The 19,419-nt window shown below is 71.7% G+C and carries 21 protein-coding genes; 10 read left to right on the plus strand and 11 right to left on the minus strand.

Annotated features, from left to right (window positions below; translation table 11 throughout):
- Positions 1-5: 5 nt before the first annotated feature.
- Positions 6-653 carry a DUF4383 domain-containing protein gene (locus tag BT341_RS04330; protein ID WP_072475022.1) on the minus strand — a complete coding sequence of 216 codons (648 nt, stop codon included), beginning with the start codon at positions 651-653 and terminating at the stop codon, positions 6-8.
- 191 nt (positions 654-844) lie between these two features.
- Between BT341_RS04330 and BT341_RS04335 the strand changes: the two genes are divergently transcribed.
- Complete coding sequence (locus tag BT341_RS04335) at positions 845-1,705, plus strand: serine hydrolase family protein (RefSeq protein WP_072475023.1); 861 nt, start codon at positions 845-847, stop codon at positions 1,703-1,705.
- Positions 1,706-1,714: 9 nt separating this feature from the next.
- On the opposite strand, the gene BT341_RS04340 is transcribed toward BT341_RS04335, so the two are convergent.
- Positions 1,715-2,923: an alpha/beta hydrolase gene (locus BT341_RS04340; protein ID WP_072475024.1), complete on the minus strand. Its 1,209-nt coding sequence runs from the start codon at positions 2,921-2,923 to the stop codon at positions 1,715-1,717.
- Between the two features lie 147 nt (positions 2,924-3,070).
- A complete protein-coding gene (locus BT341_RS04345) occupies positions 3,071-4,033 on the minus strand; it encodes an alpha/beta hydrolase (protein WP_072475025.1) in 963 nt (320 codons plus the stop codon).
- Between the two features lie 149 nt (positions 4,034-4,182).
- Here BT341_RS04345 and BT341_RS04350 point away from each other — a divergent pair, with 149 nt between their 5' ends.
- Entirely contained in the window at positions 4,183-4,632 is a 450-nt protein-coding gene (locus BT341_RS04350; protein ID WP_072475026.1) for a MarR family winged helix-turn-helix transcriptional regulator, read from the plus strand.
- 6 nt (positions 4,633-4,638) lie between these two features.
- On the opposite strand, the gene BT341_RS04355 is transcribed toward BT341_RS04350, so the two are convergent.
- Positions 4,639-5,577: a patatin-like phospholipase family protein gene (locus tag BT341_RS04355; protein WP_245805297.1), complete on the minus strand. Its 939-nt coding sequence runs from the start codon at positions 5,575-5,577 to the stop codon at positions 4,639-4,641.
- A gap of 105 nt (positions 5,578-5,682) precedes the next feature.
- Here BT341_RS04355 and BT341_RS04360 point away from each other — a divergent pair, with 105 nt between their 5' ends.
- From BT341_RS04360 to BT341_RS04370, 3 genes are read left to right on the plus strand one after another with little or no spacing between them, the layout of a single operon-like run.
- Positions 5,683-6,228, plus strand: coding sequence for a PadR family transcriptional regulator (locus tag BT341_RS04360; protein ID WP_072475027.1), 546 nt, complete (start codon positions 5,683-5,685; stop codon positions 6,226-6,228).
- Entirely contained in the window at positions 6,225-8,237 is a 2,013-nt protein-coding gene (locus tag BT341_RS04365) for an FAD-dependent oxidoreductase (protein WP_072475028.1), read from the plus strand. The genes BT341_RS04360 and BT341_RS04365 overlap by 4 nt, the downstream gene beginning before the upstream one ends.
- A gap of 50 nt (positions 8,238-8,287) precedes the next feature.
- Complete coding sequence (locus tag BT341_RS04370; RefSeq protein ID WP_072475029.1) at positions 8,288-9,241, plus strand: prephenate dehydrogenase; 954 nt, start codon at positions 8,288-8,290, stop codon at positions 9,239-9,241.
- A 9-nt stretch (positions 9,242-9,250) separates the two neighbouring features.
- On the opposite strand, the gene BT341_RS04375 is transcribed toward BT341_RS04370, so the two are convergent.
- Positions 9,251-9,460 (minus strand): antitoxin, encoded by a 210-nt coding sequence (locus tag BT341_RS04375; RefSeq protein WP_072481777.1) that lies wholly within the window; start codon positions 9,458-9,460, stop codon positions 9,251-9,253.
- A 23-nt stretch (positions 9,461-9,483) separates the two neighbouring features.
- Positions 9,484-11,451 (minus strand): FUSC family protein, encoded by a 1,968-nt coding sequence (locus BT341_RS04380; protein ID WP_072475030.1) that lies wholly within the window; start codon positions 11,449-11,451, stop codon positions 9,484-9,486.
- A gap of 67 nt (positions 11,452-11,518) precedes the next feature.
- Between BT341_RS04380 and BT341_RS04385 the strand changes: the two genes are divergently transcribed.
- Entirely contained in the window at positions 11,519-11,971 is a 453-nt protein-coding gene (locus BT341_RS04385; RefSeq protein ID WP_072475031.1) for an SRPBCC family protein, read from the plus strand.
- A 109-nt stretch (positions 11,972-12,080) separates the two neighbouring features.
- Positions 12,081-12,848 (plus strand): polysaccharide deacetylase family protein, encoded by a 768-nt coding sequence (locus tag BT341_RS04390; protein WP_425426295.1) that lies wholly within the window; start codon positions 12,081-12,083, stop codon positions 12,846-12,848.
- Here the strand turns inward: BT341_RS04390 and BT341_RS04395 are convergent.
- From BT341_RS04395 to BT341_RS04410, 4 genes are all read right to left on the minus strand, one after another.
- Positions 12,845-13,318, minus strand: coding sequence for a hypothetical protein (locus BT341_RS04395; protein ID WP_072475032.1), 474 nt, complete (start codon positions 13,316-13,318; stop codon positions 12,845-12,847). The two genes, BT341_RS04390 and BT341_RS04395, sit on opposite strands and share 4 nt — an antisense overlap.
- Positions 13,315-13,920 (minus strand): RNA polymerase sigma factor, encoded by a 606-nt coding sequence (locus BT341_RS04400; RefSeq protein ID WP_072475033.1) that lies wholly within the window; start codon positions 13,918-13,920, stop codon positions 13,315-13,317. Before BT341_RS04400 ends, BT341_RS04395 begins: the two co-directional genes overlap by 4 nt.
- A 405-nt stretch (positions 13,921-14,325) precedes the next feature.
- Entirely contained in the window at positions 14,326-14,991 is a 666-nt protein-coding gene (locus BT341_RS04405) for an SGNH/GDSL hydrolase family protein (RefSeq protein ID WP_072475034.1), read from the minus strand.
- Positions 14,992-15,053: 62 nt separating this feature from the next.
- Complete coding sequence (locus tag BT341_RS04410; protein WP_072475035.1) at positions 15,054-15,665, minus strand: NAD(P)-dependent oxidoreductase; 612 nt, start codon at positions 15,663-15,665, stop codon at positions 15,054-15,056.
- An 81-nt stretch (positions 15,666-15,746) separates the two neighbouring features.
- Between BT341_RS04410 and BT341_RS04415 the strand changes: the two genes are divergently transcribed.
- Positions 15,747-16,310, plus strand: coding sequence for a TetR/AcrR family transcriptional regulator (locus tag BT341_RS04415; RefSeq protein ID WP_072475036.1), 564 nt, complete (start codon positions 15,747-15,749; stop codon positions 16,308-16,310).
- On the opposite strand, the gene BT341_RS04420 is transcribed toward BT341_RS04415, so the two are convergent.
- Entirely contained in the window at positions 16,307-16,795 is a 489-nt protein-coding gene (locus BT341_RS04420) for a GbsR/MarR family transcriptional regulator (RefSeq protein ID WP_072475037.1), read from the minus strand. The two genes, BT341_RS04415 and BT341_RS04420, sit on opposite strands and share 4 nt — an antisense overlap.
- 93 nt (positions 16,796-16,888) lie before the next feature.
- On the opposite strand from BT341_RS04420, the gene BT341_RS04425 reads away from it, so the two are divergent.
- Together BT341_RS04425 and BT341_RS04430 are read left to right on the plus strand one after the other, a co-directional pair.
- On the plus strand, positions 16,889-17,785 hold the full coding sequence (locus tag BT341_RS04425; RefSeq protein ID WP_072475038.1) for an ABC transporter ATP-binding protein: 897 nt from the start codon (positions 16,889-16,891) through the stop codon (positions 17,783-17,785).
- Positions 17,782-19,419 carry an ABC transporter permease gene (locus BT341_RS04430; RefSeq protein ID WP_072475039.1) on the plus strand — a complete coding sequence of 546 codons (1,638 nt, stop codon included), beginning with the start codon at positions 17,782-17,784 and terminating at the stop codon, positions 19,417-19,419. Before BT341_RS04425 ends, BT341_RS04430 begins: the two co-directional genes overlap by 4 nt.

Consider the following 19,419-nt stretch of genomic DNA (forward strand, 5'->3'; position numbering starts at 1 on the left):
ACTTCCTAGTGGGCGAGGCCCGGCGGACGCTCTTCGCGAGTGACCTCCGGGCCTCGCCCCGTGTGGTCACGACGCAGGAACGAACGGCGCCGCGGCGGTTCGGCGTCCGCGACGCGGTCGGTTTCGCCGACCCGGTCGGCTTCGCCGACCCGGTCGGTGCGCTGCTCGACGACCGTCGGCTCGTCGGCCACCTCGTCCTCCGGGACGTGGATGGTGCGACGGGCCGGGAGCACGGCGATCAGCAGGCCGAGCGCGGCGACGCCGAGGTGCAGCCACGTGTCGGCGCGCCCGAGGTCCATCGGGTTGCCGGCGTTGGCGAACGGGTTGGTCGAGATGAGGCCGTCGATCATGAGGCCCCACACGAACAGCGCGCCGTAAAAAATGAAGAGCAGCCAGCCGAACGCCCGTGCGCGGCCCGAGCCGAACGCCAGCAGCAGGCCGACGACCCCGGTCACGACGCGGACCACGCTCATCAGCGGGTTGCCGGAGAACCGCCAGAACCCCGCGTCGTGATGCCCGGCGAAGTTGCCGAGGCCGGTCCTGGTGAGCCCGATGATGCCGACCACGAGGAACGCGATCCCGGCCAGTCCGGCCAGCACCTGCGCCGGCTGCAGGCCGTGGACCCGGATGCGTGCGCCTTTCGCGTGAACCATGACTCCAGTCCTTCCCAGCGGGTGGTGACGACCGTCACCGCTCTCGGGTACCCCGCGACTACCGGGCGCGAAACGAGAGTGCTTGCCCGCGGGCCTCCCGGAGCGTTCGCGGATCGGGCCGGTTCGAGAGCTATCCCACAAAGTCACCCGATCCGGCGAACGCCAGGGGACGCTCCCGGCAATTCCGGGTCATGCGCGAGCTGAGCGGCATCTTCCTGGTGGGGCTGTGTCTGGGAGCGATCGGCGCGGTGGCCGTCACGGTGAGCCACGGCGCGGCCGAGGTGCCGCGGCCGATCGCCGTCACCGAGGTCGTGACAACGATGTCGGACACGCCGGCACCCACTCCGACAGCGACCCCGACGCCGTCGCCCAAGTCGCGGCCGGAGTCCAAGGTGGACGCCGCCGGGCTGGACCGGATGGTGCCCGGTGGCGAGGTCAGTGCCGTCGTGTTCGACCGGCAGCGCGGGGCGGTCACCGTGTCGGTGCACGCCGAGCGCGCGTACACGTCGGCGTCGCTGGTGAAGCTGCTGATAGCCCTGTCCGTGCTGCAACGCGACGGTCCCGTGGCACAGGTCGAGCGGATGCTGTCCCGCAGCGACGACGACCTCGCGAGCCAGTTCTGGGCGGCTTACGGTGGGCCGTCGATCGTCACGCGCTGGGCCGCGAAGCTCGGCCTGACCGACACGCGGCCGCCGGCGGACGCCGGCCGCTGGGGCGACACGCGGATCACGGCGCGGGACGTCGTCCGGATCTACGAGTACGTGCTGGCGCACGCGCCGGGCGCGATCCTGACCGCGCTGCGCGCCGCGACCGAGCGGGGATCCGACGGCTTCCGCCAGTACTTCGGCATCCCGGACGCGGCGGGCAACCGGCCGTGGGCGGTGAAGCAGGGCTGGTCGTGTTGCCGGCCGACGCGCATGCTGCACACCTCGGGCGTGGTCGGCGACGACGACCGGTACATCGTGGCGGTGCTGAGCGAGCACCCGGCCTCGGTCGACTACGCGACGGCCTCGAATCGGGTGACGGCGGTGGTCACCGCCCTGCTCGGCTGAACCCGCCGCCTACTGGTCCGTGTCCGCCAACGCGCCCGGTGCGCCCGACCGCGGCAGCGGCCACGGCTGCACTCCGCCCGTCATGTCGACTTGGCGGCCCGGCAGGGCCGGTGGGGTCGTGTGGGCGCCGATCCAGGTCAGGATCTCCGGGATCTGGGACTTGAACGTGTTCATGTTGTGGCCCGCGTCCGGGACGCGCCAGGACGAAAACCGCACCGGCGGCCGGACTCCCGTGCGGATCAGCTCCGCCGCCGAGCTTTCGAACTTCTCGTTCTCGCCCCAGATCGCCAGGATGTCCACCGGAGACGGGTGGAGGCGGACGGTGATACCGACGTTGTTCGCGTCGTCCACGTCGCGGCGGCCCTTGTACAGGTCCTCCGTCTCGGCGTCGACCTGGGCGCGGTCGTAGCCGCTGACGCTCACCGCCTGGCCGTACCACTGCGGGTGGCGGGTCACCAGGTTCATCGCGCAGTACCCGCCCGACGACCAGCCCGCGAACGTCCACGCCTTGCGGTCCGCCGCCACGCCCAGCTTCTGCAGGGCCCACTCGCGCAGGTCCGCCGTCAGGTACGTGTCGTTCGCGGTGCCGTTGACCTCGTCGACGCACTCCGTGTCGTGGCCCAGCTTCGGGACGCCCGTCGGGTCCGGCATGAGCACCACGACCGGGGGCAGCGCGTGCTTGGCGATCGCCGCGTCGAGCTGTTCCGGGAGGCGGTAGCCGTCGGTGACGACCTCTGGTCCGGACGGGTAGTTCGGGATCCACTCGATGGCCGGGAACCGGAGGTTTTTGTAGCTCGCCTCGAAGTACTGCGGCGGGAGGTACACCGTCACGTCGCGGGTGAGCTTGGTGCGCCGCCCGGTGACCTTCATGTGGACGACGGTTCCCTTGCCCTCCTTGGCGTGGGCCGCGCCGACGTCGCGGACGATCTCGAGGTTCTCGCCGTTCTGGGACGTCTCCGCGTCGATGCTGTCGGCCGCGTACACGCCGGTGCCGAGCAGGGACCCGACCGTCGGGAAGAAGCCGCCGATCATGTTGCCCGTCAGGCCTGTGGTGACGACGATGGCGACGACCGCGCAGAGGATGGTCGCGGTGCGCCACACCAGCTTCCGCTTCCACCGGTCCCAGCACAGCGGGACGGCGATGATCGCGAGCAGCGTCAGCACGATCACGACGGTCATGGTGACCGGCGAATCGAGCCGGATTCTGCTCAGGTGCATGGGGACGGTCCTTCCGGGCGGGCAGGGGAGGTGCGCGCCCGGATCACGGGACTCGCCTAAATATCACGTTTGAGCACCCCCGCGCGTTGCGGCCCTGTGAGTTCCGTCATAAGGCCGCAACGCGCGTCAGGCTCAGCGTTCTCTCAGCTATTTCCCCAAAGCGCGCGTCAGCACCGTAATGGCCTGGGTGATCGCGGCTTCGGCGGCATGGGTTTCGCGGAGCGCGTTGACCATCACGAAGTCGTGGATGATCCCGTGGTACCGCACGGCCGTGACGGCCACGCCGGCCTGACGCAGCTTCGCCGCGTACGCCTCACCTTCGTCGCGGAGCACGTCCGCCTCGCCGGTGATCACCAGGGCCGGCGGCAGGCCGGCCAGCTCGGCGAGCGACGCGCGCAGCGGCGACGCCGTGATCTCCGCGCGCTGGGCCGGGTCGGTCGTGTACTGGTCCCAGAACCACTTCATGCCCTCGCGGCCGAGGAAGTAGCCCTCGGCGAACTTCAGGTACGACTCGGTGTCGAAGTTCGCGTCGGTCACCGGGTAGAAGAGCACCTGCTGCCGGAAGGTGACGTCGCCGCGCTGCTTGGCCATGATCGTCAGCGCCGCGGTCATGTTCCCGCCGACGGAGTCGCCCGCGATCGCGATGCGCGAGGTGTCGAGCCCCTTCTCCGCGCCGTGCTCGGCGACCCACTTCGCGACCGCGTAGTTCTCCTCGATGGCGATCGGGTAGCGGGCCTCCGGCGAGCGGCTGTACTCGGGGAAGACGACGGCCGCGCCGACGGCCGCCGCCAGTTCGCGCACCAGCCGCTCGTGGGTGTGGAAGTCGCCGAACACCCAGCCGGCGCCGTGGATGTAGACGATCACCGGCAGCGGGCCGGCGACACCGGCGGGCCGGACGATGCGGGTCTCGACGTCGCCGTTCGGGCCGCCCGGGACGTTCAGCACCTCGATTTCGGCGTCGGCCATGGCGACCTCGCCGTCCTGGACGCCGTCGACGGCCTTGCGGCCTTCCTCCGGCGGCAGCTGGAACAGGTACGGCGGCTGGTCGGTGGCCTCGGCGAACGCCTGCGCGGCCGGTTCCAGGGCGAGGTTGTGCGGGTTGGCGGTCATGTCGTCCTCCTCGGTTCGGGCTGTGCCATCAAGGTAGCTCGCAACTCGATTGTGCACAACTAATTGGAGCCCAATGAGATTCGGGGCACTTAAGTTGCCACGCAGCAGCACGTCGGGGATCATGGAGTGTTACGAGAAAGGAGGACGCCATGGCATCGCTGCGGCTGGACGACCAGCTCTGCTTCGGGCTGTACGCGGCGTCGCGGGCGGTGACGTCGCTGTACCGGGCCGTCCTGGACGACCTCGACCTGACCTACCCGCAGTACCTGGTGATGCTGGCGCTGTGGGAGAAGGACCACCGCCTGGTCAAGGAGCTCGGCACCGAGCTGAACCTGGATTCCGGCACGCTGTCGCCGCTGCTCAAGCGGCTCCAGACGGCGGGACTGGTGACCCGGAACCGGCAGGCCGACGACGAGCGTTCGGTCCGCGTCAGCCTGAGCGACGCCGGGAAGGCGTTGCGCGAGAAGGCGAAAGGCGTCCCGGACGTGATCGGCGCGGCGATGGGCCTGGACGACGCCGGCGTCGCCCGGATGCGCGCGGAGCTGGACCGGCTGACCGAGTCGGTAAACGCCTACCGGGACGCACTGACACCGGCCTGATCGGCCTCAGGACGCTTCGCGCAGCCCGTCCAGCAGATCGAGGACGGCTCCCTTGCCGAGGTCGACGGCCTTGCGCAGCACCTCGGGATCGCGCTCCAGCACCATGACGTCCGGCGAGCCGGCGGGCGGCCGGATGCTGAGGATCCGCGGGTCGTCGGCCAGCACCTCCGCGTCTTCGATGTCCCGGCGGTAGGTGTCGCGCCAGGCCGGGATCGCGCCGGGCGCCTGGCGGCGGAGGAACCGCGGGACGACGACGTCGTGCACCCGCGGCGGCCGCACGGGCAGCTCGTCGGCGCGGCGGGTACGCAGTACCAGCACGTCGGTCGCGCCTTGGGCCAGCGCGGTGCGGTACGGGATCGGCTCGGCCACGCCGGCGTCGACGAACCGGCGGCCCGCCATCGGGATCGGCGGTCCGGCCAGCACCGGCATGCAGGACGACGCCGCGAGCGCGATCTTGATCGCGTCGACGTCGGTCAGGAAGGGGTGCAGGTCGGTCGACTCCCCCGTGTCGGCGTCGGTGGCCAGCGGGTGGAACGTGACCGGGTTGGCCAGGATCGCCGGGAAGTCCATCGGCTCCAGCACCGAGTACACCTGGTGGACGAGGTACTCGAGGTCGATCACCGCGCGCCCGCGCAGGGTGTGCAGCGGGTTGATGATCCGGCGCATGACGACCGGGTTCCACCAGGTCCGGACGCCGGTCGAGGAGCGGCCGCAGAGCAGCCACGCGCCGTTGAGCGCGCCGGCCGACGAGCCGTAGACGGCGTCGAACGCCGGGGTGACGCCGAGTTCGTCCAGTGCGAGGACCATGCCGCTGGAGTACGTGCCGCGGCTGCTGCCGCCTTCGATGGCCAGCGCGAGGCGCCTGCCGTCGGTACGTGCGCCCGGGACACTGCCCGCCGCCATCCGTTCGGAGATCAGTTCGAGTACCGGGTGCACGCCACCCATCCTGGTCGTTTCCGGCGCGCCGTCGACCCGTTTTGTCACACCCACCCGGGTGACGTGACGTGCGCCTCGTTGCACTGCAACTAGTTGCATATCATTCTGGCACTCATGGCACTGGAGCACGCGATCCTCGTCTCGCTGTCCGAGCGCGCCGGTTCGGGCTACGAGCTCACGCGCCGCTTCGAGAAGTCGATCGGGCTGTTCTGGCGCGCCACCCACCAGCAGATCTACCGCGTGCTGAAGCGGATGGAAGAGGCCGGCTGGGTCGCCGTCGACGTCGTCGCGCAGTCGGGCCGGCCGGACAAGAAGGTCTACACCGTCAGCGCGGCCGGACGCGCCGAGCTGGTCCGCTGGCTCGCCGAGCCCGACCCGGCCGCCGGCCCGGTCGAGCTGGCCGTGAAGATCCGCGGCGCGAGTTTCGGCGACCCGGCGAAGGTCGCCGAAGAGATCGTCCGGCACCGCGCGAAACACGCCGAACGCCTGGACGTCTACCGCCGGATCGAAAAACGCGACTTCCCCGCTCCCGGCGCACTGACCGGCCAGGACCTGCACCAGTACCTGGTCCTGCGCGGCGGTATCCGCGTCGAAGCGGGCCAGGTCGAGTGGTTCGACGAAGTCCTCGCCGCCCTCCGGACCCCCAAGGACGCCCGATGAGCCCGTACCCGCACCTGCTCAGCCCGCTCGACCTCGGTTTCACGACGCTGCGCAACCGCGTCCTGATGGGGTCGATGCACACCGGCCTGGAGGACAAGGCCGCGCACTTCCCGCAGCTGGCCGAGTACTACGCCGAACGCGCTCGCGGCGGGGCCGGGCTGATCGTCACCGGCGGGTTCGCGCCGAACCGAACCGGCTGGCTGCTCCCCCTGGCTTCGAAGCTGACGACGTCCGCCGAAGCCCGGCGGCATCGGCAGCTCACCGCGCCGGTGCACGAGGCCGGCGGCAAGATCGCGCTGCAGATCCTGCACGCGGGCCGGTACGCCTACCACCCGCTGAGCGTTTCCGCGTCGAGCATCAAGGCGCCGATCAACCCGTTCCGCCCGCGCGCGCTCACCGGCCACGGTGTCCGCAAACAGATCCGCGCTTTCGCCGACTGCGCCGCTCTCGCCCGCGAAGCGGGCTACGACGGGGTCGAGATCATGGGTTCCGAGGGCTACCTGATCAACCAGTTCCTCGCCGAACGCACCAACAAGCGCACCGACGCCTGGGGCGGCACGCCCGAGAAGCGCCGCCGGTTCGCCGTCGAGATCGTCAAGCGCACGCGGGAAGCGGCCGGTGACGACTTCATCATCATCTACCGGCTGTCCATGCTCGACCTCGTCCCCGGCGGCCAGCGCTGGGAAGACGTCGTCGCGCTCGCCGAGGACGTCGAGGCGGCGGGCGCGACGATCATCAACACCGGCATCGGCTGGCACGAGGCCCGCGTGCCGACGATCGTCACGTCGGTGCCGCGCGCCGCCTTCACCTGGGTGACCGGGAAACTCAAGCCGCACGTGAGCATCCCGGTCGTCACCTCGAACCGGATCAACATGCCGCAGGTCGCCGAGGAAGCCATCGCCAGCGGTGACGCCGACCTCGTATCCATGGCGCGGCCGTTCCTCGCCGACCCGGAGTGGATCCGCAAGGCCGGGAGCGGCCGCGAGGACGAGATCAACACCTGCATCGCCTGCAACCAGGCGTGCCTCGACCACGCGTTCAAGCGCAAGCTCGTGTCCTGCATGGTCAACCCGCGGGCCGGTCACGAGACCACGCTGACGCTCGCGCCCGCCCGCCGGTCCAAGCACATCGCCGTCGTCGGCGCCGGGCCCGCGGGACTCGCGGCGGCCACCGCGCTGGCCGAGCGCGGGCATCGCGTCGAACTCTTCGAAGCCGACGAGGAAATCGGCGGCCAGTTCGGCATCGCGCGGAAGATCCCCGGCAAGGAGGAGTTCGCCGAGACGATCCGCTACTACCGGCGCCGCCTCGAAGTCACCGGGGTCGAGCTGAACCTCGGCACCCGCGCGAGCGCCGGCGACCTCATCGGCTTCGACGAGGTCGTGCTGGCCACCGGGGTCGCGCCGCGCGTGCCGTCGCTGCCCGGCATCGACCACCCGAAGGTGTTGTCGTACGTCGACGTCGTCAAGCACGGCAAGCCCGTCGGCGAACGGGTCGCCGTGCTCGGGGCCGGCGGCATCGGCGTCGACGTCAGCGAGTTCCTCACACACGCCGCTTCGCCCGCGCTCGACCTCGACGCGTGGCGCGCCGAATGGGGGGTCGCGGACCCGGAGCAGGCGGCCGGCGGGCTCGCCGAGCCGAAGCCGGAGCCGTCGCCGCGGCAGGTGTTCCTGCTGCAGCGCAAGAAGTCCGGGATCGGGGCCGGGCTCGGCAAGACGTCCGGCTGGGTGCACCGGGCCGCGCTGAAGGCCAAGCGCGTCGAGCAGATCCCCGGCGTCACGTACGAACGGATCGACGACGACGGCCTGCACTTCACCGTCGGCGGGGTCCCCCGCGTCCTCGACGTCGACACGGTCGTCGTCTGCGCCGGTCAGGAGCCAGTGCGCGATCTCGAGGACGAGCTGCGCGCGGCCGGGGTGCCGGTGCACCTGATCGGCGGTGCCGACGTCGCCGCGGAACTCGACGCGAAACGCGCCATCGACCAGGGGACGCGGCTCGCGGCGGCGCTTTAGCCCGCGCGGCGTCCGGCACTGGCAGGATGGGCCCCGTGCGAGACGTATGCGTGATCGGGCTCGGGCTGATCGGCGGTTCGCTGCTGCGCGCGGCGGCCGCCAACGGCCGCACGGCGTGGGGTGCCGCGGTTTCCGAAGTGGACGCGGACGCGGCGAGCAGAGCGGGGTACGACGTCACGACGGACGTCGAAGCCGCCCTGCACCGGGCCGCCGCCGCGGACGCGATGGTCGTGCTGGCCGTGCCGCTCCCGGCGGTCGAGGACCTGCTGCGGCTGATCAGCCAGCACGCCTCGCACTGCCTGCTCACCGACGTGACCAGCGTGAAAGCGCCGGTCCTCGACGCGGTCCGCCGTCGCGTGCCCTACACGCGGTACGTCGGCGGGCACCCGATGGCGGGGACGTCGAGCTCCGGCTGGCTGGCCGGGGACGCGGCGTTGTTCCAGGGCGCCGCCTGGGTGGTCACGGTCGAGGAGGACACCGACCTCGAGGCGTGGGCCGAAGTGGCGCGGCTGGTGCTGGACGTCGGCGCGCACGTCGTCCCGCTGCCCGCCGAGTCGCACGACGAAGCCGTCGCCCGGATCTCGCACCTGCCGCACCTGTTCGCGGCCATCCTGGCCACGATCGGCGCCGAGGGCGGGCCGCTGGCCCTGTCGCTCGCCGCCGGGTCCTACCGCGACGGCACCCGCGTCGCCGGCTCGAACCCGCAGCTGGTGCGCGCGATGACCGAAGGCAACCGGGACGCGCTGCTGCCGATCGTCGACGAAGCACTCGGCCGGCTCGGCGCGGCCCGCGGTTCACTGGCCTCGACCGGCGGGCTGGCGGCCACGATCAACGCGGGCTACGAAGGCGCGCAGGCGCTGGCCGCCGGCCTCGACGTCGAGCGCGCGGGCGTCCGGATCAGCCTTTCGGCGCCGGACGCGCGGCAGGGGCTGATCGCGCTCGGCGAGCGCGGCGGCCGGATCACCGGCCTGGCGGACGGGATCGCGACCGGCGAGGTCCAGTAGCCGACGGCGTTACCGGGCGGGCGGGGTGTCCGGGGTGTCGTCGAACTTGTTGAGGAAGTCCTTCGCCTTCTCGACGCCGGTGTCGATCTGCGATTCGTGGCCGGCGAACTTCGACTTCGCGAAGTCGGCGGCCTTGTCGAGGCCCTCCTCGATCTTGTCGTTGTGCTCGCGCAGGGCCTCTTCGGCCTTGCCCTTCAACGCTTCGAAGTCGATTCCCATGCGGTCATTGAACAGCACGGGCCTCACGTGCGCCGGTGGTAGGGCAGGAACCGCCGGACGAGCCGCAGCGGCGTGCGTTCCGCCAGGTCGGGGCCGCGGACGGCGTCGAACGCCGACTCCAGCTGGTCGACCACGCCGGCCAGCTGCGGGCTGTCCGGCAGCGGCACCGACCGCGGCTCGCGCTGTTCGCGGACAGCCGAGGCGAGTTCACCCAACGCGGTGGTCAGCAGCTCGACGTCACCGGGGTCCGGCGGCGGCACACCGCGCCCGATGGTCACGCCCACCTCGGTGACGGCGTCCGCGACCCGCTCCTGCGCGGCGATCACCGGCCACCACGCGACCGCCTGCCGCCCGTTCGCCGACGGCTCGACGACGACCTGCTGGAACGCCGTCCGCAGGTCGGCCAGCGCCCGGTAGGCGCCCCGGCGGGCCCGGGACCGCGCCAGCCGCGCGTCCCCGGAAGACGCCTCGACGAGCGCCGCCCGCACGTACTTCGCGACGGCGTCGAGGCCGTCGGCCAGCCGGCCGCCGACCTGGGGACGGCGGCTGCCCGGCCACAGCAGGTAGCCGAAGACGAGGACGATCACGCAGCCCAGCACGGTGTCGACCAGCCGGGCGAGCACCACGCTCCAGCTCCCGCTGTTGGCCAGGTCCATCTGCAGGATGATCAACGGCGTCACGAACGCGCTGAGGATGCCGTAGTTGCGCACCTTCCCGACCGCGACCCCGCCGGCGAAGATCGCGATCAGCGCGACCAGCAGCCAGCCGTGCCCGCCGGCGCCGAGCACGGCCGCGCCCACCCCGACACCGACGAGCGTGCCGATGCCGCGCAGCACCGCGCGGCCGAAGACCGAGCCGAAGTCGGGCTTGAGCACGATGCCGACGGTCAGGGTGATCCAGTACGACCGTTCGAACGGCACCAGCAGGCCGACGACCTCGGCGATCGCGACGCACAACGTCAGCCGCAGCGCGGCGATCCAGGTCAGCGGCCCGGACGCCAGCGAGCCGGCCCAGGCCCGCAGCCGCCGGTGCCACGGCGTCGGCTCGCGGCGCTTGCGGTCGTCACCCTTGCCGATGCGGACCAGGCCGGCGTACAGCGCGGCGAGCACCGGGTCGGCTTCGCCCTCGGGCACCGGCGGTGGTTCCGGCAGTGGCTGGCTGGCGAGCACCGACGCCGACAGCGCGACGAAGTGGTCGATGACCTCTCGCGGCGCGCGACGTCCGGAGTTGACCATCGCGACCGACGCCTCGACCGCCGGGGTCGTCGCCGACAGCAGGTTGAGCAGCTGGCGGTAGGCGGCGTCACGGCCGGACAGCCACGAGCGCGCGGTCAGCAGCTGGTCGTAGGCGGTGTTCATGGCCGTGGTGAGCCGGTGCCGGGCCACCCGCGAGACGGCCTCATCGGTCGCCGAGAGCATCGCGGCCAGCTCGACGTAGACGTGCGCGACGGCGGTGCGTTCGGGGCTGGTCGCCCGGAACGTCCAGCTGACCAGCGCGACGCCGAGGCTCCAGGCGGCGCCGAGGCAGAAGAAGCCGAACAGGGCTTCGACGCGCACGCCGGTCGCGTGCTGGCCGGTGCCGAGCACGCAGAACACGAACATCTGCAGCCCGGCGACCGAGGCGTTGCTGCCGGCCGCGCTGATCAGCGCGGACACCGCCGCGACCAGGATCACCGCCGGCACGGACAGCGCGGGCGTGCCGCCGGTGAGCAGCCCGGCCAGGTAGCCGACGGTCGCGGCGAGGGTCGCACCGCCGAGCCGCCGGGCGCGGTAGCGGTAGGGCCCGGCCGACTCGGACAGCACGGCGGGCAGCGCGCCGGTCGAGATGAGCGCGCCGACGGCGATGTCGCCCGCCGCGTACGCCACCGCGAGCGGCACGGCCAGCGCGACGACGGCGCGGGCGACCATGTTCCACGGCACCGGCACCGGCTTGCTGCGCAGGAGCTGGACCAGCCAGTGCGGCGCGGCGAGGTCGGGGCGCGGCGTGCTCACCCCCTCATCTTGACCTACGCTGCCGGGGACACTTAATTATCGGGACGTCAACAACGCTGGAGGGTCGATGCCGGGCCGCAAGTTCTCCTTCGAGGTCAACCGCACGAGCACGGCGTCACCGGACACGCTGTTCGCGCTCGAAGCCGATGGCCCGAGCTGGGCGAAGTGGGGAAAGCCACTCGTCGTGCAGGCCCGCTGGGCCCGCCAGGGCACCGGTGAGCCGGCCGGCGTCGGCGCGGTCCGCGAGGTCGGCCTGTGGCCGGTGCTCGTCCGCGAAGAGACGGTGGAGTACGAGCCCGGCCGACGGCACGTCTACACGTTCTTCCGCGGCAGGCCGCTCAAGGACTACCGGGCCGAGGTGGTCTTCACGCCCGCCGACGGCGGCGGGACGCACCTGCGCTGGACCGGGTCGTTCACCGAGCCGGTCCAGGGCAGCGGGCCGCTGCTGGCCGCCGGCCTCAAACGCGTGATCGAACTGTTCTCCGGCAAGCTGGTCAAGGCGGCCGAAACCCGGCGCTGAGCTGCGTGGCCCGCGCCACACGAGATCATCCGACGCAACGTCACACACCCCTTTCGCGTCACTCGATCGGGTAGTCTTTTCGGACTGCCCGTGAGGAAGGGGACGCGGGATGAAGCGAGTGACGGCGGTGCTGGCCGCGGCGGCCTTGGCGCTGACCGCCTGTTCGGCGGGCGGCCCGGAGCAGCGGGAACCGGGCACCAGCCAGCCGAACCCGGCGCCCGGCGGGCAGGGCCCCGGCGTGACGGCGTCCTCGCCGTACCCGTTCGGCACGGTTCAGCAGAAGGCGCCCGCGATCGCGAACGGGCAGGTCCCGGTGGTCAAGCGGATCACCACCGACAAGCCGTACGTCTTCCTCACCATGGACGACGGCGCGGTCCAGGACCCGGACGCGCTGAAGCTGATGGAGCAGAACGGCACCCACCCGGTGCTGTTCCTGAACCAGAAGTACGTGAAGGGCCACGAGGCCTACTTCAAGCAGATCCTCGACGCCACCGGCGCGACGCTCGGCGACCACACGGTCGACCACCCGAACCTCAAGGGCAAGCCGCTGGAGTTCCAGCGCAAGGAGATCTGCGACGACGCCGACGACTTCCAGAAGAGCCTCGGCGTGCGGCCGTCGCTGTTCCGGCCGCCGTTCGGCAACTACGACCAGAACACGCTGCGCGCGGCCGCGGAGTGCGGCATGCGCGTCGCGGTGCTGTGGACGGCCGCGGTCAACGACGGGCACGTCCAGTTCCAGGCCGGCGACAAGCTCAAGCCGGGCGACATCGTGCTGATGCACTTCCGCAAGACCTTCAAAGAGGACTACACGGCGTTCGTGGAGCAGGCCAAGAAGGACGGGCTGACCCCCGTCCCGCTGGCCGACTTCCTGGGCTAGAGCACGACCGTCGGGGTCACGACCGTCCGGCGGCACGAGGTGTCGCCGAGGTGCACGAGGATCTGTGTGGTCCCGCGCGGCACGTTGTCGAGCACGAACCGGCCGCCTTCGTCGGCGGTCGTGGACGTCGTCCCGTGCTCGGCGACCCGGACCTCGACGCCGTACTGGCCGGCCGGCACCAGCCAGCCGTCGATGCGGTGCAGCTTGCCGATCTTCGTCAGGTTGATCATCACGGTCAGGTCGCTGACGGTGAAGGTGATCGTCCCGGTGCCGCCGCCGCGTACGCCGGCCAGGTCGTCCAGCCGCTCCCACCGCGCGACCTCGACGTCGAGGTCTTCGAGGGCGAGCGCGAACTGGACCCGCTGCACCAGGTCCTCCGGTGGCGGGTCCAGCTCGTCGAGGCAGCGGCCGACGCCGGCCAGGATCATGTCGTCGGAAAAGGCCTCGCCCGGCGCTCCGAGGTCGTTCATCGGCTTCCCCCTTCACTGGCGAGGAGATCGCGCATCTGGTCGAGGCAGCGCCCCCTGGTCGGGCCGACGCTGCCGCGGGGCATGCGCAGCGCCTCGGCGACGAGCTGGTACTCCGCGCGGCCCGCGAGCACGGTCAGCCGGAGCAGTTCCTGACAGCGGTGGGGCAGCCGGACGAAGGCGCGCCAGACCCGGCGGTCGCGGTCGGCGCGGACGGCTTCGTCTTCGGGTGCCGGTTGGGTGCTCGGCATCGCTTCGGCGACTTCGTCGCTCAGCGGCACGGGCTGCATGCGGCGGCCGAAGGGGTGCGTGGCTTCGCGCCGGGTCGTCGTGATCAGCCAGGCGGCGAGGGCCTTGGGGTCGCGCAGCTTGCCGAGCTGGCTGAAGAGGGCCAGCCAGACGGTCTGCACGACGTCCTCGGCCACCGAGCGGTCGAGGCCGTTGGCCCTGGCGACGTGCCAGACGAGCGGGGTCAGCTCCGCGACGAGGCGGTCCATCGCCCGGCGGTCGCCGTCCCTGGCCGCCTGCATGCAGGCGGCGTGCAGCTCGGCGCCGGTCAAGCCTTCCCAGGGCGGGTCCACCTCTGTGGTTTGCACATCGGTCACGGTATCTGCCCCTCTTCGGAAAAGTCTTCGAGTCGGCAATGGCAGTATCGCGGGTCCTTCGGGGGGAAGGAGCGTGCAGGCGGATCTCGGATACATCGGTCTCTTGTCGGTCGCTGCGGTCAGTTGTCGACGAGGTACCGGCCGGCACGGGCGGGTGAACCCGCACCGGCCGATACTCCCCTCCCTCACGGGCCCGCTCCCCAACGGGCCCCGCCGGATGTCCCCTCCCCCGAAAGGCACCCGGCCGACGGCGTCCGGGAGCCCCCTCGGCTCCCGGCCACCGCGTCCTCTCCGAACCCGACACCCCCTGTCGCGTTCTTCTTGCGTGGCTGCCCCACAGGACGCGGTGGCGGAACCGCCAGATACACGAGTTCCCGACTTTTTTCGAAGATCGACGCAGTGCGGTCAACTGATCACGGCGTGTGCCAGCGCGCGGGCCCAGCGGGCGTAACCGGCGGGCCCGGGGTGGAACCGGTCCCTCGCGAACGCCGCCGGATCGAGCAGGTCCGGGTCCATCGGGACGTGCGTGACGCCGGGGATCCGGGCGAGGACGGCGGCCGACGCGTCGAGAGCGGTGGAGCGGGCCGCGAGCACGTCCCGCAACGGCCGGGGCAGGGCCGGGAAGCGGGACATCGGCGGCACCCCGGCCAGGAGGACGCGGGCCGGGCCGAGCCGCCGCCGCAGCTCGACGACCAGGGCGAGCAGGTCCCGGCGGTAGGCCGGGGCCGACCGCAGCTCGATGGTGTCGTTGACGCCGAGCGCGATCACCACCAGGTCGGCGGGCCGGACCAGCGGGACCAGCTCGGCGCGGACGGTCCGGGCGTTGCCTCCGGTCCGGCCCACCGCCTGCCAGCGGACCGCGCGGCCGTCGCGGGCCAGCTCGCGGGCGAGGCAGCCGGTGAGCGCTTCATCGTGGGTCGCCGCGCCGACGCCGTCCACAGTGGACTCCCCCAGCACGGCGAGTCGGACGGGTTCCCCGGTGCCGGGCACGAGCCCTTCCGTGGGTCCCCCCGCGCCCGGGAGCCGCGGTGTCTTGCGCTTGACGTAGAGGGCTTGGGCGATGAGGACCATGGCTGAATTAGAACAGCGGCGCGAAGCGCCTCCGTTGAGGGCGGCGGCGGGGAGGAAGGCGGCTAGCCGTGGGCGATCGAAACCTTGCGCCTGATCAGCGTGGGGTCCGACACGGCGTCGAGCAGGTACGCGGCGACGTCGGCGCGCCGGATCGTGTAGCTGCCGCGCACGTTGCCGTCGAGACGGCTCTTCACGGCTCCGGTCCGCGGGCCGTTGAGCAGCATCGGTGGCCGCACCACCGTCCAGTCGACGTCGCTCGCCATGACCAGGGCCTCCATCGCGCGCATGTCGGCGTACCCGTCCTTGAAGACCGTGTTGAGCAGCGGTTTCACGAGCGTGCGGGTGAAGAAGCCGTCGCCTTCGGTGTCCAGGCCGCTGGCGCTGACCACCAGCAGGCGCTTGGCGCCGGCCGCGATCGCCGCGCGGGCGCCGTCGGTGCAGACCGTGGTGGGTTTGCGGTCCCGGGAGCCGAGCGCGGAGATCACCGCGTCCCGCCCTTCGATCGCCGCGGTCAGCTTGTCCTGCTCGGCCAGGCCGGCGACGACGACCTCGGCGGGCAGCCGCAGCCGGGCGGGGTCGCGCACGACGGCCGTGACGTGCCAGCCGCGGTCGAGGGCCTGCTTGACGACCTCGGTGCCGACCCCGCCGGTGGCTCCCAGCACGGTGATCTCCATGTCTTCCTCCTCGGTTAGTGAACACTCACCCGCTAGAGTAAGTGTTCACTCACCCCGCTGAGAAGACACTCAGGAGAAGCCATGGGAAGCCGCGAAGAGATCGTCGCCGCGGCCGCGAAGGTCATGCGCGAGCAGGGCTACGCCCACGCGACGACCAAGGTCATCGCGCAGACCGCGGGGTATTCGGAGGCGATGCTCTACAAGCACTTCCGCGACAAGACGGACCTGTTCCTCAGCGTGATGGCCGAGGAACTGCCGGCACTGGACTCGACGCTGGCCGAGCTGACCGCCGACCCGGGACAGGCGGCACTGCGGGACAACCTGGTCCGCGTCGCCCGGCTCGGCCTGGCTTTCTACCTCGACGGCTTCCCGATCGCGGTGTCGGTGTTCTCCTCGCGCGAGCTGCTGCGGTCGCACCGCGAACGCCTGGGCGGGCACGGGCCGCGCCGGCCGCTGAACGGCGTCGCCGCCTACCTGCGCGCCGAGCAGGCGCTGGGCCGGATCAAGCCGGACACCGACGCCGAGGCGGCCGCGGCCCTGCTGCTCGGCGCGTGTTTCCAGCAGGCGTTCCTGTCGACGTTCGAGGAAAGCGAGCCGGCGGACCTCGCCGGCCGGATCGCGGACACGCTGCTCGCCGGGCTCTAGCGGTTCGCCTCCTCACGGCGCTTGTGCCAGCGCTCGTACATGCCGTTCAGCTCTTCGAGCATGAAGGACAGGAAGTCCCGCATCTCGGCGAGCCGCTTGCCCGCTGGCGAGTCTTCGCCGAGGGCGTCGATGCCGTTCTCGGCCGCGTCGCGCCACATGATGATCAGGCGGTCGCGCTTGAGGAAGGTCGCGTACCAGAGGTCGTCGTAGAGGCGGTAGTGGTCACGGCGCTCGCCGGGCTCGCGTTCCTTCGCGACCAGGCCGATCTGCTCCAGGTAGCGGACCGCGCCCGAGACGGCCGCCGGGCTCACCGACAGCTGCGCGGCCAGGTCGGCGGCCGTCAGCCTGCCCTCGTCGGTCGTCATCAGCGCGGCGAACACCCGCGCCGGCATGCGTTGCATCCCGATCTGCGAGAGCACGAGCCCCAGGCTCTCGACGTAACGGCGGACGGCGTCTTCGTCCCGCTTGGTGCCAGGCGTCGTCATCGGACCATCCTCCCGTACCCGTCCCCCAAGATCACTCAATCTAGACATTTTCTTAACTTCACAACTTCGTGAAGCAAGTGTAGCTTCCGAACCATGGAAAACGCCATTTCGGTCACCGGCCTGCACAAGTCGTTCGGCCGGACGAAGGCCCTCGACGGCCTGGACCTGCAGGTGCCCGCTGGGGAGGTGCACGGCTTCCTCGGCCCCAACGGCGCCGGGAAGTCGACCACCGTCCGGGTCCTGCTCGGCCTGCTCCACGCGGACTCGGGGGACGTCCGGCTGCTCGGCGGCGACCCCTGGAAGGACGCCGCGAGCCTGCACCGCCGCCTGGCCTACGTGCCCGGCGACGTCAACCTCTGGCCCAACCTCTCCGGCGGCGAGGTCATCGACCTGCTCGGCCGGCTGCGCGGCGGGCTCGACGAGAAGCGCCGCGACGAGCTGATCGAGCGGTTCGACCTCGACCCGAAGAAGAAGGGACGGACGTACTCGAAGGGCAACCGGCAGAAGGTCGCCATCGTCGCCGCGCTCGCTTCGCGCGTCGACCTGCTGATCCTCGACGAGCCGACGTCCGGGCTCGACCCGCTGATGGAGGCGACGTTCCAGTACGCCATCCAGGAGGAGCGCGAGCAGGGCCGGACCGTGCTGCTCTCCAGCCACATCCTCGCCGAGGTCGAGGCCCTGTGCGACAAGGTCAGCATCATCCGCAACGGCAAGACGGTCGAGTCCGGCACGCTCGCCGACCTGCGGCACCTGACCCGGACGTCGATCACCGCCGAGCTGGCCGGGCCGCCGAACGGGCTGACGAAGCTGGCCAACGTCCACGACCTCAAGGTGGAGGGCAACCGCGTCCGGTTCGACGTCGAGACGCGGTCGCTCGACGAGGCCCTGCGCCGGCTCACCGAGGTCGGCGTCCGCAGCCTGGTCAGCCAGCCGCCGACGCTGGAAGAGCTGTTCCTGCGGCACTACACGACCGAGGCGAGCGCGAAATGACCGCGACCCTCTCGCGCGCCGAAGCCGAGGTCGCGCCGGCCCACGAGCTGGCGGGCACCTGGCACCTCACCCGGCTGGCGCTGCGCCGCGACCGCGTGCTCCTGCCGATCTGGATCGTGCTGCTCAGCATCGTCCCGGCGAGCACGGTCAACACGTTCACGCAGTTCTACCCGACGGTCGCCGACCGGCTGGCACTGCAGGCGGGCGCGAACACGAACCCGTCGTACGCGCTGCTCTACGGGCCGCCGTTCGACCTGACCACCGCCGGTGGGTTCATCGCCTGGCGCATGTGCGGGTTCCTGGCGCTGCTCACCGGGCTGATGGTGGTCTTCACGGTCACCCGGCACACGCGGGCCGAGGAGGACACCGGGCGCGCGGAGCTGCTCGCGTCCGCGGTCGTCGGCCGGTACGCGGCGTTGACGGCGTCGCTGCTGGTGGCCGGCGGGGCGAGCGTGCTGATCGGCCTCGTCCAGGCGGTCAGCATGATCGGCGCGGGCCTGCCCGCGGCCGGGTCGGTCGCCTTCGGGGCGGCCGAAGCGCTGACCGGGCTGGCCTTCACCGCGGTGGCGGCGGTCGCCGTCCAGCTCGCCGAGTACTCGCGCACGGCCAACGGGATCGGCACCGCCGTGGTCGGCGCGGCCTTCCTCCTGCGCGGCGCCGGGGATTCCACTGTGGACGCTCGCTGGCTGTCGTGGCTGTCGCCGATCGGCTGGGTGCAGCAGGTCCGCGCGTTCTCCGGCGAACGCTGGTGGGTCCTGCTGCTGCCGGTGGCGTTCGCGGTGGTCGTCGGCGCGGCCGGGTACTGGCTGCTGCCGCGCCGGGACGTCGGCGTCGGCTTCCTGCCGCCGCGGCCGGGCCCGGCGCGGGCAGCGCCGAGCCTGCGGTCGCCGTTCGCGCTGGCCTGGCGGCTGCACCGCGGCCCGCTGCTGGGCTGGACCGTCGGCACGGCCGTCGTCGGCGCGGTGTTCGGCTCGATCGCCAGCGGCATCGGCGACCTGGTCGGTTCCAGCCCTCAGGCGCAGCAGATCTTCGAGCGCCTCGGCGGCAGCCACGCGCTGACCCAGGCGTTCCTCGCCGCGATGGCCGGCATGTTCGCGATGGTCGCGTCGCTGTACGGGATCCAGGCGGCGCTGCGGATGCGGAGCGAGGAGACGGCGATCCGGCTGGAGCCGGTGCTGGCCACGAGCGTCGGCAGGCTGCGCTGGGCGGGCGGCCACCTGGTGTTCGCGTTCTTCGGGACGGCGTTGCTGCTGCTCGTGGGCGGGCTGTTCATGGGACTGGCCAACGGGCTGCGCACCGGCGACGTCGGCGGCTCGATCGGCGACGCGCTCACCGGAATGCTGGTCCAGCTGCCCGCGGCGTGGGTGGTGGTCGCGCTGGCGGTGACGATCTTCGGGCTGCTGCCGGGCTTCTCGGCCGCGGCCTGGGCGGTCGGCGCGCTGGCCCTGCTGGTCAGCCTGTTCGGCCCGGTCGTGAACCTGCCGCAGGCGGTGCTGGACGTCTCGCCGTTCCAGCACCCGCCGAAGATCCCCGGCCAGCAGTTCACCGCGACCCCGCTGGTCTGGCTGCTGGCGGTGGCGGTCGCCGCGCTGGCGACCGGCCTGCTCGGGTGGCGGCGCCGCGACGTGGGCTGA

The sequence above is a fragment of the Amycolatopsis australiensis genome, from assembly GCF_900119165.1.
Taxonomy (GTDB): domain Bacteria; phylum Actinomycetota; class Actinomycetes; order Mycobacteriales; family Pseudonocardiaceae; genus Amycolatopsis; species Amycolatopsis australiensis.

What these genes read in the sequence shown, in the direction of transcription:
- BT341_RS04330 (WP_072475022.1), bottom strand. Translation starts at nt 653, where the DNA reads ATGGTTCACGCGAAAGGCGCACGCATCCGGGTCCACGGCCTGCAGCCG.
- BT341_RS04335 (WP_072475023.1), top strand. Translation starts at nt 845, where the DNA reads ATGCGCGAGCTGAGCGGCATCTTCCTGGTGGGGCTGTGTCTGGGAGCG.
- BT341_RS04340 (WP_072475024.1), bottom strand. Translation starts at nt 2,923, where the DNA reads ATGCACCTGAGCAGAATCCGGCTCGATTCGCCGGTCACCATGACCGTC.
- BT341_RS04345 (WP_072475025.1), bottom strand. Translation starts at nt 4,033, where the DNA reads ATGACCGCCAACCCGCACAACCTCGCCCTGGAACCGGCCGCGCAGGCG.
- BT341_RS04350 (WP_072475026.1), top strand. Translation starts at nt 4,183, where the DNA reads ATGGCATCGCTGCGGCTGGACGACCAGCTCTGCTTCGGGCTGTACGCG.
- BT341_RS04355 (WP_245805297.1), bottom strand. Translation starts at nt 5,577, where the DNA reads ATGGGTGGCGTGCACCCGGTACTCGAACTGATCTCCGAACGGATGGCG.
- BT341_RS04360 (WP_072475027.1), top strand. Translation starts at nt 5,683, where the DNA reads ATGGCACTGGAGCACGCGATCCTCGTCTCGCTGTCCGAGCGCGCCGGT.
- BT341_RS04365 (WP_072475028.1), top strand. Translation starts at nt 6,225, where the DNA reads ATGAGCCCGTACCCGCACCTGCTCAGCCCGCTCGACCTCGGTTTCACG.
- BT341_RS04375 (WP_072481777.1), bottom strand. Translation starts at nt 9,460, where the DNA reads ATGGGAATCGACTTCGAAGCGTTGAAGGGCAAGGCCGAAGAGGCCCTG.
- BT341_RS04385 (WP_072475031.1), top strand. Translation starts at nt 11,519, where the DNA reads ATGCCGGGCCGCAAGTTCTCCTTCGAGGTCAACCGCACGAGCACGGCG.
- BT341_RS04390 (WP_425426295.1), top strand. Translation starts at nt 12,081, where the DNA reads ATGAAGCGAGTGACGGCGGTGCTGGCCGCGGCGGCCTTGGCGCTGACC.
- BT341_RS04395 (WP_072475032.1), bottom strand. Translation starts at nt 13,318, where the DNA reads ATGAACGACCTCGGAGCGCCGGGCGAGGCCTTTTCCGACGACATGATC.
- BT341_RS04405 (WP_072475034.1), bottom strand. Translation starts at nt 14,991, where the DNA reads ATGGTCCTCATCGCCCAAGCCCTCTACGTCAAGCGCAAGACACCGCGG.
- BT341_RS04410 (WP_072475035.1), bottom strand. Translation starts at nt 15,665, where the DNA reads ATGGAGATCACCGTGCTGGGAGCCACCGGCGGGGTCGGCACCGAGGTC.
- BT341_RS04415 (WP_072475036.1), top strand. Translation starts at nt 15,747, where the DNA reads ATGGGAAGCCGCGAAGAGATCGTCGCCGCGGCCGCGAAGGTCATGCGC.
- BT341_RS04420 (WP_072475037.1), bottom strand. Translation starts at nt 16,795, where the DNA reads ATGACGACGCCTGGCACCAAGCGGGACGAAGACGCCGTCCGCCGTTAC.
- BT341_RS04425 (WP_072475038.1), top strand. Translation starts at nt 16,889, where the DNA reads ATGGAAAACGCCATTTCGGTCACCGGCCTGCACAAGTCGTTCGGCCGG.
- BT341_RS04430 (WP_072475039.1), top strand. Translation starts at nt 17,782, where the DNA reads ATGACCGCGACCCTCTCGCGCGCCGAAGCCGAGGTCGCGCCGGCCCAC.